This window comes from Acetobacter sacchari (genome assembly GCF_017377715.1).
Taxonomy (GTDB): Bacteria; Pseudomonadota; Alphaproteobacteria; order Acetobacterales; family Acetobacteraceae; genus Acetobacter; species Acetobacter sacchari.
This window is the reverse complement of the sequence record NZ_JAFVMF010000041.1, coordinates 1-12,533: the sequence shown is the minus strand read 5'-3', so window position 1 is coordinate 12,533 and position 12,533 is coordinate 1. Positions and strand designations below refer to the sequence as shown.

The window sequence follows — 12,533 nt, the reverse complement described above, 5'->3', positions numbered from 1 at the left end:
CGAACGCACGAACGCACGAACGCACGAACGCACGAACGCACGAACGCACGAACGCGTGACATCTGACGGAGGTCTTTCGGCGGCTCGCGATGACTTACCGGGGTTTTTCTTTCGACAGGAGCTGGCGTCTGGCGCTTCTGGCCCTGACGCTGCTGGGGTTTCTGGGGCAGGTTGCTCTCCAGTCGTTCGCTGGCCCGATGGAGACGCCGCGAGCGGCAATAACCCGACTGCTCGGCGTCGATATCGCGGCCACGAATTCGGCCTCAGCTATGGCTGGCATGAGCGGCATGGATACCATCGGGTGCGCCCACGCCGTAGTGCGGGACGATTGTGCCGGCGGTCATGCACATTCCCAAGATGGTCATGCTGGAGGACAGCACGACGAATCCTGCCCACTCTGCCCGTTGCTGCATATCAGCAGTTTCCTTCTTGCGTCTTCTCCGTTTGCACCCGGCATATCGTCGGCGTGGCTTGCCGTTCGCCTGCTCTGCGCCGCACCGCGCGCACCGCCCGCGATCGTCCGGCCTTTACCTCCGTCACGTGGACCGCCGCTCTTCGCCTCACTTCGTCTCTCAGTTTTTGAGGGTGCGGGTAGGCGTGTGTTTCCAGTCGCTCTTGGGCTGCATTAACGACCTGCGACGAAGCAGTTTTCCAAAACAAAAGTTTTGGAAAACATACGACGTCACAACGATGCGTGACCATCGGCGCGCCCGGGGCAGCCATTGCCCCGGCGAACCTATGGTTCTCGCCACGCACTCTCCTGACTGATCCGCAAATTCAGATCAGGAAGAACGAAATGTTCTCACAGTATTGGAAACGCCCAGCGTTGGCGGCCATATTGGTCGCCGGGTGTGCTCTTGCCTGTTCGGCTCAGGCTGCATCTTCCGGCGAGTCAGCAGTTGAAACGCCGAGCGATCCGGCCTTGCGAGCGAAAGCCGTTGCGGCGGGGAAGAGTCCGGCAGGAAATTCTGAGCAGACACGCCCGTTCAGAAAAGTGACTGCGGACGCAGGCGAGTATCTGACGGTCACGGGGATCAGGCGCGCCGCGACGCATAGTCCCGATGCGACGTCGCTGTTCCGGAACGCGCTTGGGTTCAGCAGCTATGGGGCGGGGGGAGTTTCGGCGTTGCCGGCGCTGAACGGTATGGCGGATGATCGCGTGGCGACGTTTGTGGACGGTATGCGGATCGCCGCGGCGTGCCCCAATCATATGAACCCCGCCCTGTCCTACGTCGATCCGGACAGCGTGGAGAAGGCGGTGGCGATCGCGGGAGTAACGCCAGTCAGCATCGGTGGCGACAGCACAGGCGGAACGATCGAGGTCGAGCGGCGCGATCCGCAGTTCGCGACGGACGGCGCCCTTTTGGTGACAGGGCATATGCGTGGAGATTATCGCAGCAACGGCGGAGGCTCTGGTGCGTCCGGATCGCTTACGGTCGCGAACGACACGGTGAGCCTGCGCTATTCGGGCTCCTATTCGCACGCGAGCAATTATCATGCTGGCGGAGCAGGTGCGCAGGTGCGCTCCACCAGTTACCTCAGCTTCAATCACGCAGTCACGCTCGGCGTGCGTCATGAGAATCATGCGCTGACGCTGACGGCGGGACAGCAGGACATCCCGTATGAGGGGTTTCCGAATCAATACATGGATATGACCAACAACCGATCGACCTTCGTCAACGGCAAATATGTTGGTTCGTTCGGTTGGGGAACGCTGGAGGCAAGGGGGTTCTGGCAACGCGTGACGCACGCGATGGATATGCTCTCCGACAAGGGCGGGCATACGTCGAGCACAGGCATGCCGATGAACACGGATGAACGTACGGCCGGGTATTCCGTGAAAGCGACGATACCCCTGGGGCTGCGACATACGTTGCGGCTCGGCAGCTCGTTCGATCATAACGGATTGAATGATTGGTGGCCGCCGCTGCAGGGAAGCATGATGATGGGGCCGAACACGTTTCATAACGTGAATGGCGGCCATCGGGATCGGCTCGGACATTATATCGAGTGGGAAGCGCAATGGTCCCGACGGCTCTCCACCGAACTTGGTCTTCGCAACGATCTGGTGATGATGAACACTGGAGCGGTGTCGCCATATTCCTGGACCGGAATGATGTCGATGGCGGACGCCGCCGCTGCGCAGCGTTTTAATGCGGCCTCGCGCGGGCGTACAGACGTCAATTTTGACGTGACGGCTCTGGCGCGCTGGCGACCCGTGGACTCGCTGCTAATCGAGGCTGGTTACGCTCGGAAGACGCGTTCGCCCAATCTCTACGAACGGTACGCATGGGGTGCGGGCGCGATGTCTAGCCAGATGATCGGCTGGTTTGGCGATGGCAACGGTTATTTAGGCAATCTGAACCTGAAGCCGGAGGTGGCCAATACGGCGAGCATGACGATCACGTGGAGCGACGTTCGGGATCATGCTTGGGAAATAAAGATTCAACCGTATTTCACCTACACGCATAATTATATCAACGTCGTGCGCACCGCGGAATTTGCCAGCGGCCTGTCACAACTACGCTTTGTTAACCACAACGCACAGAGCTATGGCGTCAATGCTCAGGCTTCCCGTCGTTTATGGAGCGGCGATGCGTGGGGAACGGGTGAAATCCGGGCGAACGTTAACTGGGTGCGGGGGCAGGACCTGGTCACGCACTCCGGTCTGTATCATCAGGCTCCGGCAAACGGACTTGTCGGTATCTATGAAAAATATCAGAATTTGACAGGGAGAGTCGAAGTCACGCTCATGAAGAAGAAAAGCTCCGTCGACTGGCTGCGTAACGAACCCCGGACGCCCGGTTACGCTCTGCTTGGGGTGGGCGGATCGTATCGATGGAGAAATTTTCTTCTCGACGCCAGCATCGACAACCTTCTTAACCAGAGCTATTACCTGCCGCTTGGCGGTTTGTCGCTCGGCGACTATGACGCGACTGGCGTTCTTGGGCCGTTACAAGGTCTGGGACGCTCCTTCAATCTGAGTCTTACCGCCAGCTTCTGACATTCGAACTCTTCACGAACCTCTGTCCGGCGCCGGCGTGCGCGTCAGACAGAGCGCGCGGTCACAGGTTCGCGCGGTACGGTCGATGGCTATTGACTTTGGAGGGGCCGTTTTTAAAGTGAGAAACGGACGATATCACATTAAAAATAACGCGGTCCCTTAATGAAAATATTCGATGTTTTGCTCTTGGCGCCATTCGTGGGGCTGCTGTGGCTGCCTTTCTATAACCTGCAAACGCCGGTTCTGTTCGGTTTCCCGTTTTTCTACTGGTATCAATTCGCCTGGGTGCCCGTGACATCGGTCCTCATCTGGCTCGCATGGAAGAAGGGAAGCCGGACATGAGCGGCGGCGTGTCCACCGATATGGTGGCCCTTATCGTTTTCATCATCTTTTTCGGCGTGACGATTGTCGCTGGAAGCACAGTGTCCAGATGGCGTGGACGTCTGTCGTCGAACAAGGCTCCTGAGAAAGCAGTTCAGAGCGGCGGCCACGGCGCCGAGGACTGGGGGTTGGGTGGCCGGCAGTTCGGCGCATGGGTCACGTGGTTTCTCGTCGGTGGAGATTTTTACACCGCATACACGGTGATCGCCGTTCCGGCGCTGGTTTACGCGGTTGGCGCGTACGGCTTCTTCGCCCTGCCGTACACGATTATCGTCTACCCCTTCATCTTCGTCGTCATGCCGCGCCTGTGGGACATCGCGCACAAGGCGGGACTTGGAACTGCCGCCGATATCGTCCGGGCTCGCTTCGGCAGCCGGACGCTGGAACTGGCGATCGCGACCTCGGGCCTTGTCGCCGTGATGCCGTATATCGCGTTGCAGTTGATCGGCATCCGAACGGTCATCGAGGCGCTCGGTCTTCCGGGCGATGTGCCGCTGGTGGTCGCGTTCGTTTCGCTTGCCGCTTACACGTGGTTCGGCGGGCTGCATGCCCCCGCGCTGACCGCGTTCATCAAGGACATCATGATCTACATCGCCGTAATCGCCGCAGTTACGGTGATCCCGCTGCATCTCGGCGGATACGGCCATATGTTCCAGGCGATGAACACGACCTTGCCGCCGCCTGACGGCGAGCATGTGCTGAAGCCAGCGCAGATGGCGCCGTACGCCACGCTCGCATTGTCCTCTGCGCTGGCGGCGTTTTTGTATCCACACACGCTGACTGGCATTCTGGCGGCGAAATCGGCGGATACGATCCGTCAGAACGCCGTCTATCTGCCGATCTACACCATCGTGCTCGGGCTGATCGCGATGCTGGGCTTCATGGCGCATGTCGCTGGCGTCGATACCCACTCGTCCTCGCTTGTCGTGCCGCTACTGTTCCAGAAAATCTTCCCGAGCTGGTTCGTCGGCTTTGCTTTCGCAGCAATTGCGGTCGGTGCGCTCGTTCCGGCGGCGGTCATGGCGATCGGAGCGGCGAATCTCCTGACCCACAACATCCTGCCCTCACGCTACGACACGGTGAATGGTGCGCGGATCGCGGGTCTGGCTGTGAAGCTGGGCGCCCTGTTCTGCGTGTTGTTTCTGAACGCGCAGTTCGCCATTGACCTCCAGCTTCTGGGCGGCGTGATCATCCTGCAGACGTTCCCGGCTCTTATCATGGGGCTGTTCAAGATTCGGTATTCGTCGGTCGGCATGCTGGCGGGTTGGGTGATCGGCACCCTCGTCGGTCTGGGGCTGTGCTGGATGGACGGACTGAAGCCGGTTCACGCGGTGCCGCTGGGCGGTGATGCGCCGACATTGATCTCGACCGGGTTGATCGCGTTGATCGTCAACCTGCTGGTGGTCGGCGTCGTCACTCTGGCGGGTCAGTTGGCTGCAGGCCGGAGCGGGAATGCCGCCGTTACGAAGTAAGAACGGCTCTGCTCCCCAATGAAGAAAGCCCTCCGCCCTTAAACAGGGCGGAGGGCTTCTTGGTTTTGAGCCGCCGTTTCCGTGTTGCAGGATCTCGGAACGTTGCGGTCTGCGATGCAGTAGACTTGGGTTTTACGCTCTCGACTGTTGAGACACGACCAGGTCCAGAATTCGCATCGTGTTGCCTCCGACCACGCCATCCGCCGGTATCCTGGCGCGTGATTGCGCCATGCGAACGGCCGCAGCCGTGCCCACACCGAAAACGCCGTCCGTTTCAATCTGGTTGACGCCCGCAAGCGCGCGGTTGAGCGCGCGCTGAACAGCGCGCACATCCTGTCCCCGACTTCCGATTTGCAGCAGGCGCGTGGAGATGGAGCGGTGATGCAGAGGCGCCCTGTGTTGATACGGAGCCCTGTCCTGTCCCGGAACAGCCGACGTCTTCGCGACGGGAGATTGGCGTTGTTGCTCTGCTTTCGTTTGAGTGGCCGACTGTAGCGTAGTGCGGTCTTCCGCAGCGCAGGCAAGAAAAAGAGCCTTTGTGTCGTTATTACGCTGGTCCGATGGACCGTGCCGTCGGCACGCTCCTGCAGCCTTGACCCAGTCATGGTTTTGGCAGGCGGCAATCAGGGTGTGGAACTGTCTGAGGCCGGTGGCCCTGCGGTGACGGGCGGGGTCGGCGTTCCGCCCTTCGCCGAGATTGTAGATCATGTCGAACAGGGCGATTTTCGCTTTCTCGGGGTAGGAATCGAAGCCCGAAAAAACATCGACCAGATCGGCGTAAAATTCCTGCAGCTTCACATCGAACAACCGCGTGATCTCAGCATCCGGCATGACGAGCGTTGTGCTGGTTTCATAGAATTTGGCGTTATGGGAGTTCGGCGTATGCGCAGGCGACAGCGCCTGTATGGTTTCCCACTCCTTCTTCTTTTCTGCGGCCGTGGCCGGCGCTCGTGTGGTCTTGTTAAGGAAGCTCAGCGTCGTCGCATCCTCCGCAGTCGGGCAATAATATCCGACTGCGACCGTAACGAGACTGCGGCTGTCCAGGTAGAAATGGGCCACCCGTCCTTCACCATTACCGATAAAGCTGCGGATTTTTGTCAGGGTCGCATCGGAGATCGACCCGCCACGCCATGCAAGCGTCATTGCGCGGCCGCCTGAGGACTGGCGAACGTGACTTGCTCGCAGCTCTGCAGCGGCGTCGTCTTGCCGGAATCCTGACGCCCGGGGACGAAGGCGGGTTCCAGAGCAGTGTAGATCAGGACGGGACGGTCAAGGACGTCCTTGTCAGCGAGCAGCGTCACATACCCTTGCGCGGGTTTGTCTTTCGACGCGCAGAACGGGTCCTGCTTATGCGCGGCGCCGCTCACGGGCCGGATGACGTAAACGTCAGGGGATATCTGGTTTTCCTGCCCCGGGAAGGAGCCGTAATATTCCAGCTTGAACGCGCCGAGGTGAGGGAAGGTCACCTGGTCGCCATTAATGGAAATATGATCATCGAACCGCACGTCCGAAAGACTTTTCCAGTTCGTGATCTGCGGCGGCTGGTGCGGAGTCTGGGCGAGTGTGTGTCCGGACGCCAGAACACTGCATATAAGGGCGGCCAATCTCGGATTTCTATTTGGAACTTGTGATCTGGAGCGTACGAAAAACTGAATCACTCTATCCTCGACTTAAGATTGCACGGATACGACTTATCTCCTGTGACTATATACCACGGAAGCTGTAGGCGGGAATTCCCGTGGCCGGTCGGGAGAAACCTGAAGTTTTTCCGCGCAGGGGTAATACGGTGTGCAGGAGCCATTAGTCTCCGGGGCTTTGCGGTCGCTTCCGGTGCGAACGTCAATCCACCGGGTTGTGTGCCCTGCCGACGCGGGCCGGAAGATCTGGCCCGACCCGGTTCTCTGAAGCCCTGCCTGTTCAAATATTGTGGAGAGACGGAGAGCGTTCAGGGCGTCATGGTAACGTAGTCGCGGCTTTGATCATGGCGCGACGTTTTGACACATCACTCGCAGACGACAGGCCATCCGGTGGATGGATTCGCCGCTCATGCCTGTGTTGGCGGGGGCATTGGAAGCCATCCGATAAGCTGGCTCTCTTGCGTCGGTATCCGGTCGACGCTCATGTAAGTGTCGAAAAAATATCGCCCTGTCATGTAACCGACGACAGCGGTTGAAGGAATCGGGCCTTCCTTCAGCCATTCCCGCTGGGTCGAGAACGGGCGGTCTATGCCAGCGCGGTCGAATTCGTCGTTTACATCGCGAAACGGGCCGGTCGCGCCAGCGGCGCCGGTTCTGATCTTGTAAAGTGTCTTGGCGAGCATGCCCTGCGCAAGCAAAGGGTCAGGGGTCTGGATCATGCCGTAAGACCCGGTGGAGACGAACTGGCTGTCATATTTGGTCGCCCGACCGCGCGAAGGGCCTGACGAGTAACTGCCGTTCACGTGGTCGATAAGGGTGACATCACCACCACCGTTCCAGGGTGCGAAGCCGTCGCGTGCGATGTCCTGAGGCGAGCGCGCGTCCCAGCGGTAGGTGTATTCAGGCAATTTCTTCTGGTTCAGGACGCGCCCGGCGATGCGCCGCTTCCTTCCAAGCCAGGTGGTCAGGTCAGACAAGATGGATCTCCGTGCCAAGTGGGTGTGGAAGGGCTGCTTGCGAAAGCCTGAGCGTAAAATTGCAACGTATTTCAGTTGGCTCTTCTCGCCCGGCGCGGCCCGCGCCCGACTCTCGTCACACAAGGAGGAAGGAAGGACGAACCTTTTCGAACGACTTTCATGTTGCCACGACGATACGCCGCCGACCGGATGCTACAATCGGTAATTGATGTCATGCACGCGCTCCCCGCCGGGTCTGCCCCGCAGTTCTGCCCCGTGGCTCCGTTGGCGATGTCATGGTAAGGACGCCACTCATGACCATCCGCACACGCTTCGCCCCATCCCCGACCGGCCTGCTGCATATCGGCAACGCCCGCGCCGCCCTGTTCAACTTCCTCTACGCCCGCCACCACGGCGGTCAGTTCCTCCTCCGCATCGAGGACACGGACAAGGAACGTTCGACGCAACAGGCCGTCGACGTCATCTTCGCCGGCCTGAGCTGGATGGGAATCACCGCCGATGAGGAGCCGGTGTTTCAGTCCACCCGGCAGGCGCGCCATACCGAAGTCGCGCTGCAACTGCTTGAGGCAGGCCGCGCCTATAAGTGCTTCTGCACGCCGGAAGAGCTGAAGGAGATGCGCGAGCGGGCGATGGCGGAGGGCAAGCCCCCCCGTTACAACGGCATGTGGCGCGACCGCGACCCGTCCGAAGCCCCTACAGGCGCGCCCTACGCCGTGCGCATCAAGGCCGAGCGTGAAGGCGAGACAGTCATTCAGGATCTGGTGCAGGGCGAAGTACGCGTCGCCAACGCCGAACTGGACGACATGATCATCCTTCGCTCGGACGGCACGCCGACCTATCAGCACGCGGTGGTCGTGGACGACCACGACATGGAGATCACCCACGTCATCCGCGGCGACGATCACCTGACCAACACCTTCCGGCAGTTGATGATCTACCGCGCCATGGGCTGGACGCCGCCGAACTTCGCGCATCTGCCGCTGATCCACGGTCCCGACGGCGCCAAGCTGTCGAAGCGCCACGGCGCGCAGTCGGTCGTCGAATTCCGCGACGAAGGCATCCTGCCCGAAGCGCTCTGCAACTATCTCCTGCGCCTCGGCTGGGGCCATGGCGACGCCGAGATCCTGTCGCGCGAAGAGCAGATCCGCCTGTTCGACCTCGACGGCGTCGGCCGCTCGGCCTCGCGCATGGACTACACCAAGCTGTCGCACATCAACGGCGTGTGGATGCGCGAGGCCGACGACGCGCGGCTGACCGACGAAGTGATGCAGCGCCTCGCCGGGCGCGAAGGCGTGGACACGGGAGAGGATACGCGGGCGCGCGTGCTCACCCTGATGCCCGGCCTCAAGGAACGGGCGCGTACGCTGGTCGACCTGACCGACAGCGCCGCCTTCCTCGGGCGCAGCCTGCCGCTGAGCTATGACGCCAAGGCCGAAAAACTGCTGACGCCAGAGGCGCGGACCATGCTCGGCGCACTGGCGCGGGACCTCGCCGTGGTCGACCCGTTCACCGCGCCGGAGATCGACGCGGCGCTGCGACGTTTCGCGGAAAACAGCGGCCACAAGCTGGGGCAGGTCGCCCAGCCGCTGCGCGCCGCCCTGACCGGAACCACCACCTCGCCCGGCATCGACGCGACAGTGGCGGCCTTGGGCAAGGACGAGGTTCTGGCCCGTATCGGAGCCGTCCTGCATGGCTGAGGGACGGTCCGACGGCGCGCGTTTCTTCTCGCCGGCGGGGCGTCACCTGCTGGGATTGCAGGGGATGCATCCTACCCAGATCGAGCCGATCCTCGATCTGGCCGAAACCTATGCGCTGATGAACCGGTCCCGAAAGACGCCGCGCGACCTGCTGCGCGGCCGCACGGTCATCAACCTGTTCTTCGAGGACAGCACGCGCACCCGCACGTCGTTCGAACTGGCCGGAAAGCGGCTGGGCGCCGACGTCATCAACATGTCCGTGGCGCAGTCCTCCGTGAACAAGGGCGAGACGCTGCTCGACACGGCTGCGACGCTGAACGCCATGCGGACCGATATCCTCGTCGTGCGCCACGCCCAGTCCGGCGCGCCCGCGCTGCTGGCGCAGAAAGTCGAGGCCGCCGTGGTGAACGCCGGAGACGGCACGCATGAACACCCGACGCAGGCCCTGCTGGACGCGGTCACGATCCGCCGCCATCTCGGCCGCATCTCCGGCCTGACCGTCGCGATCTGCGGCGACGTCGCGCATTCGCGCGTCGCGCGCTCCAACATCCACCTGCTGACCGCCATGGCCAACAAGGTCCGCGTCGTCGGCCCGCCGACGCTGGTGCCGGGCGCGTTCTCGGCATTGGGCGTCGAGGTCCACCACACGATGGAAGAAGGGCTGCGCGACGCGGACGTGGTGATGATGCTGCGCCTCCAGCGTGAGCGCATGTCCGGCGGACAGGTGCCCAGCGCACGCGAATATTTCCGCTTCTACGGCCTCGATCGCCGTCGTCTCGACCTCGCGAAGCCCGGCGCGCTGGTGATGCATCCGGGGCCGATGAACCGCGGCGTCGAGATCGACAGCCAGATCGCCGATTCCGATCAGAGCGTCATTCAGGAACAGGTCGAAATGGGGGTCGCCGTGCGCATGGCGGTGCTCGACCGTCTGGTGCGCGGAGGCGTGTCATGAGCGCGAAGAGCACGGACATCCTGTTCGAAAATGTGCGCCTGCTGGACCCGGCGAGCGGGCTGGACCGTCCCGGTCGTCTGCTGGTTCGCGGCGGCAGGATCGCAGATCACGACCTGCCCGGCGCCGAAGGCGCGCCGGAAGGCGCCGAAATCGTACAGGGCGGGGGCGCGGTCCTGTGTCCCGGCCTCGTGGATATCCGCGTCGAAATCGGCGAGCCCGGCCACGAGTATCGGGAGACGGTGAAGTCCGCCACACGCGCGGCCTTCGCAGGTGGCGTCACCACCGTCGCCGTGCTGCCGACGGGCACGCCGCCCATCGACGACCCGGCCATGGTGCGGCTGCTCCGCTCGCGCGGCGACGATCCCGGATCGCTGACCCTGCTGCCCTATGGCGCGGTCACGAAGGGCTGCAAGGGCGGCGAACTGGCCGAAATCGGGCTGCTGCGCGAAGCGGGCGCCGTGGCGTTCACCGACGGCGCTCAGGCCATCGCCTCCGCCCGGCTGATGAAACTCGCCCTGACCTACGCACGCGGTTTCGGCGGCATGGTCGTGCAGCACCCGGAGGAGCCGTCTCTGGCGGGCTCCGGCTGCGCCACGGACGGGGAACTTGCGATACGCCTCGGCCTGCCGGGCATCCCGACCGCCGCAGAGGCGATCATGATCGCGCGCGACATCCGCCTTGCGGAGCTGACCGGCGGGCGGCTGCATTTCGGCCACGTCTCCACCGGAGAAGGCGTCGAACTGATCCGCCGCGCGAAGCAGCGGGGTCTTGCCGTCACATGCGACACGGCGCCGCAGTATTTTGATCTTAACGAGAACGCCATTGGCGATTTCCGGACCTACGCCAAGTTCTCCCCGCCGCTGCGCGCGGAGGCCGACCGGCTTGCGATCTGCGCGGCCCTTGCGGACGGCACCATCGACGCCGTGGCCTCCGACCACACCCCGCGCGACGCCGACGACAAGCGCCTGCCGTTCGCGCAGGCCGCGGCGGGCGGCACGGGGCTTGCGACGCTGCTGGGCGTCACGCTCACCCGGTATCACGACGGCACGCTGTCGCTGCTCGACGCGCTGGCGCTGCTGACCAGCCGCCCGGCCGCGTTGCTGGGGCTGGACAAGGAAACGACGGCCGTCACGCCGTCCCGCGCGCGGGGCGGATGGCGCCCGGCCGGGGCGTTGACCGCCGGACATTCCGCCGATCTGTGCCTGTTCGACCCGGATCGCGCCTGGCGCGTCGTGGCGGGGTCGCTGCCCGGTCACGCGCAGAACACGCCGTTCGACGGGCGCGCGCTGGAAGGCCGCGTGCTCGGCACATGGAAAGACGGATTGCGGGTGTTCGGGGGAGAGGCGCAATGATCGAGAACTCTCCCGCGCTGCTGATGGGCGCGATCGCGTTTCTGTCTTATCTGCTCGGCAGCGTGCCGTTCGGGCTGGTCCTGACCGCGCTGTCCGGCGAAGGCGATATCCGCAAGGTTGGCTCCGGCAATATCGGCGCCACCAACGTGCTGCGCACAGGGCGCAAGGACCTTGCGGCGGCGACGCTGGCGCTGGACGCCGTCAAGGGCGCCGTCGCGGTCGCCATCGCGTGGGTCATGACGCCGCCGGACATGGGCGCACAGGCGATGTGCGTGGCGGCGGTGTTCGCCGTGCTGGGCCACTGCTTCCCGCTCTGGCTGGGCTTCAAGGGCGGCAAGGGCGTCGCAACGGGTCTGGGCGCGGTCATGGCGCTGTCATGGCCCGCAGGGCTTGCGGGCTGCGCCGTCTGGCTGCTGGGCGCGAAGCTGACGCGGATTTCCTCGGCGGGCGCGCTGCTGGCCTTCGCCGTGATGCCGCTGGTTCTGATGGCGCTGTCGGGGTTTTCGTTTTCAGCGTCGCCAAAGCCGCTGGCGGGGGTGTTGATCGCGGTGCTGATCTTTGTGCGGCATCACGCGAATATTGCGCGGTTGTTGAATGGGACGGAGCCGAGGATTGGGAAGTAGCAAGTCTGGATTCGATTGGATTTTTTTTTGTTGGTATTTTGCGGTTTTTTGTGTCCATTAATATGAATTAATGTATAAGAAGCTAAATTCTTGCCATGCTGTAATAGCTATTATTGGAAAAGTAATTGATGACTTCAAAATTCTCAATCCCCAACCCGTTAAACGATACACAAAGACGCTTCAATGAACTTTGCGAAATGGGAGGTGGTTCCCGAGGCGGGCCGGCGCGAACTAAAGTTCAAGAACTTTTGAAGCAAAGCGGCGACGTATTGAATATTGGTGCTGAACGATATGCTGCTAATTGTCTTAAAGAATTTAGCGACTTAAACCCATGGCATGTTTGTTTTGCTATTGGCATTTCATGGGGGCACCTTGCTCAGAGTCTGTTTGGAAAATCGGTCTGATGTGATTCAAGCTCTGGATGTGGACGCCAGAGCA

General features: G+C 62.2%; 12 protein-coding genes. 9 read left to right on the top strand and 3 right to left on the bottom strand.

The window, feature by feature from the left end; all coding sequences use genetic code 11:
• The first annotated feature begins 89 nt into the window (after window positions 1-89).
• The 4 genes from J2D73_RS19755 to J2D73_RS19740 all read left to right on the top strand — a co-directional run bounded on the left by J2D73_RS19755 (window position 90) and on the right by J2D73_RS19740 (window position 4,857).
• Window positions 90-629: a DUF2946 family protein gene (locus tag J2D73_RS19755; RefSeq protein WP_207884105.1), complete on the top strand. Its 540-nt coding sequence runs from the start codon at window positions 90-92 to the stop codon at window positions 627-629.
• A 167-nt stretch (window positions 630-796) separates the two neighbouring features.
• Entirely contained in the window at window positions 797-3,004 is a 2,208-nt protein-coding gene (locus J2D73_RS19750) for a TonB-dependent receptor (protein ID WP_207884103.1), read from the top strand.
• 162 nt (window positions 3,005-3,166) lie between these two features.
• Window positions 3,167-3,346 (top strand): DUF3311 domain-containing protein, encoded by a 180-nt coding sequence (locus J2D73_RS19745; RefSeq protein ID WP_026398866.1) that lies wholly within the window; start codon window positions 3,167-3,169, stop codon window positions 3,344-3,346.
• Window positions 3,343-4,857 carry a sodium:solute symporter family protein gene (locus J2D73_RS19740; RefSeq protein ID WP_243430122.1) on the top strand — a complete coding sequence of 505 codons (1,515 nt, stop codon included), beginning with the start codon at window positions 3,343-3,345 and terminating at the stop codon, window positions 4,855-4,857. Before J2D73_RS19745 ends, J2D73_RS19740 begins: the two co-directional genes overlap by 4 nt.
• 132 nt (window positions 4,858-4,989) lie before the next feature.
• Here the strand turns inward: J2D73_RS19740 and J2D73_RS19735 are convergent, their stop codons facing one another.
• From J2D73_RS19735 to J2D73_RS19725, 3 genes are all read right to left on the bottom strand, one after another.
• Window positions 4,990-6,000 carry a peptidoglycan-binding domain-containing protein gene (locus J2D73_RS19735; protein WP_207884101.1) on the bottom strand — a complete coding sequence of 337 codons (1,011 nt, stop codon included), beginning with the start codon at window positions 5,998-6,000 and terminating at the stop codon, window positions 4,990-4,992.
• Window positions 5,997-6,461, bottom strand: a complete 465-nt coding sequence (locus J2D73_RS19730; RefSeq protein WP_207884100.1) for a hypothetical protein — start codon at window positions 6,459-6,461, stop codon at window positions 5,997-5,999. Before J2D73_RS19730 ends, J2D73_RS19735 begins: the two co-directional genes overlap by 4 nt.
• A gap of 440 nt (window positions 6,462-6,901) precedes the next feature.
• Complete coding sequence (locus tag J2D73_RS19725) at window positions 6,902-7,471, bottom strand: hypothetical protein (protein ID WP_207884098.1); 570 nt, start codon at window positions 7,469-7,471, stop codon at window positions 6,902-6,904.
• Between the two features lie 293 nt (window positions 7,472-7,764).
• Here J2D73_RS19725 and gltX point away from each other — a divergent pair, with 293 nt between their 5' ends.
• From gltX to J2D73_RS19700, 5 genes are all read left to right on the top strand, one after another.
• Window positions 7,765-9,168 carry a glutamate--tRNA ligase gene (gene gltX / locus J2D73_RS19720; RefSeq protein ID WP_207884096.1) on the top strand — a complete coding sequence of 468 codons (1,404 nt, stop codon included), beginning with the start codon at window positions 7,765-7,767 and terminating at the stop codon, window positions 9,166-9,168.
• On the top strand, window positions 9,161-10,120 hold the full coding sequence (locus tag J2D73_RS19715) for an aspartate carbamoyltransferase catalytic subunit (protein WP_207884094.1): 960 nt from the start codon (window positions 9,161-9,163) through the stop codon (window positions 10,118-10,120). Before gltX ends, J2D73_RS19715 begins: the two co-directional genes overlap by 8 nt.
• On the top strand, window positions 10,117-11,472 hold the full coding sequence (locus J2D73_RS19710; RefSeq protein WP_207884092.1) for a dihydroorotase: 1,356 nt from the start codon (window positions 10,117-10,119) through the stop codon (window positions 11,470-11,472). Before J2D73_RS19715 ends, J2D73_RS19710 begins: the two co-directional genes overlap by 4 nt.
• On the top strand, window positions 11,469-12,095 hold the full coding sequence (gene plsY / locus J2D73_RS19705) for a glycerol-3-phosphate 1-O-acyltransferase PlsY (protein ID WP_207884090.1): 627 nt from the start codon (window positions 11,469-11,471) through the stop codon (window positions 12,093-12,095). Before J2D73_RS19710 ends, plsY begins: the two co-directional genes overlap by 4 nt.
• A 128-nt stretch (window positions 12,096-12,223) precedes the next feature.
• Window positions 12,224-12,499 carry a hypothetical protein gene (locus J2D73_RS19700; RefSeq protein ID WP_207884088.1) on the top strand — a complete coding sequence of 92 codons (276 nt, stop codon included), beginning with the start codon at window positions 12,224-12,226 and terminating at the stop codon, window positions 12,497-12,499.
• The last annotated feature ends 34 nt before the right edge of the window (window positions 12,500-12,533 follow it).

What these genes read in the sequence shown, in the direction of transcription:
- J2D73_RS19735 (WP_207884101.1), bottom strand. Translation starts at nt 6,000, where the DNA reads ATGACGCTTGCATGGCGTGGCGGGTCGATCTCCGATGCGACCCTGACA.
- gltX (WP_207884096.1), top strand. Translation starts at nt 7,765, where the DNA reads ATGACCATCCGCACACGCTTCGCCCCATCCCCGACCGGCCTGCTGCAT.
- J2D73_RS19710 (WP_207884092.1), top strand. Translation starts at nt 10,117, where the DNA reads ATGAGCGCGAAGAGCACGGACATCCTGTTCGAAAATGTGCGCCTGCTG.
- J2D73_RS19740 (WP_243430122.1), top strand. Translation starts at nt 3,343, where the DNA reads ATGAGCGGCGGCGTGTCCACCGATATGGTGGCCCTTATCGTTTTCATC.
- J2D73_RS19745 (WP_026398866.1), top strand. Translation starts at nt 3,167, where the DNA reads ATGAAAATATTCGATGTTTTGCTCTTGGCGCCATTCGTGGGGCTGCTG.
- plsY (WP_207884090.1), top strand. Translation starts at nt 11,469, where the DNA reads ATGATCGAGAACTCTCCCGCGCTGCTGATGGGCGCGATCGCGTTTCTG.
- J2D73_RS19755 (WP_207884105.1), top strand. Translation starts at nt 90, where the DNA reads ATGACTTACCGGGGTTTTTCTTTCGACAGGAGCTGGCGTCTGGCGCTT.
- J2D73_RS19750 (WP_207884103.1), top strand. Translation starts at nt 797, where the DNA reads ATGTTCTCACAGTATTGGAAACGCCCAGCGTTGGCGGCCATATTGGTC.
- J2D73_RS19700 (WP_207884088.1), top strand. Translation starts at nt 12,224, where the DNA reads ATGACTTCAAAATTCTCAATCCCCAACCCGTTAAACGATACACAAAGA.
- J2D73_RS19715 (WP_207884094.1), top strand. Translation starts at nt 9,161, where the DNA reads ATGGCTGAGGGACGGTCCGACGGCGCGCGTTTCTTCTCGCCGGCGGGG.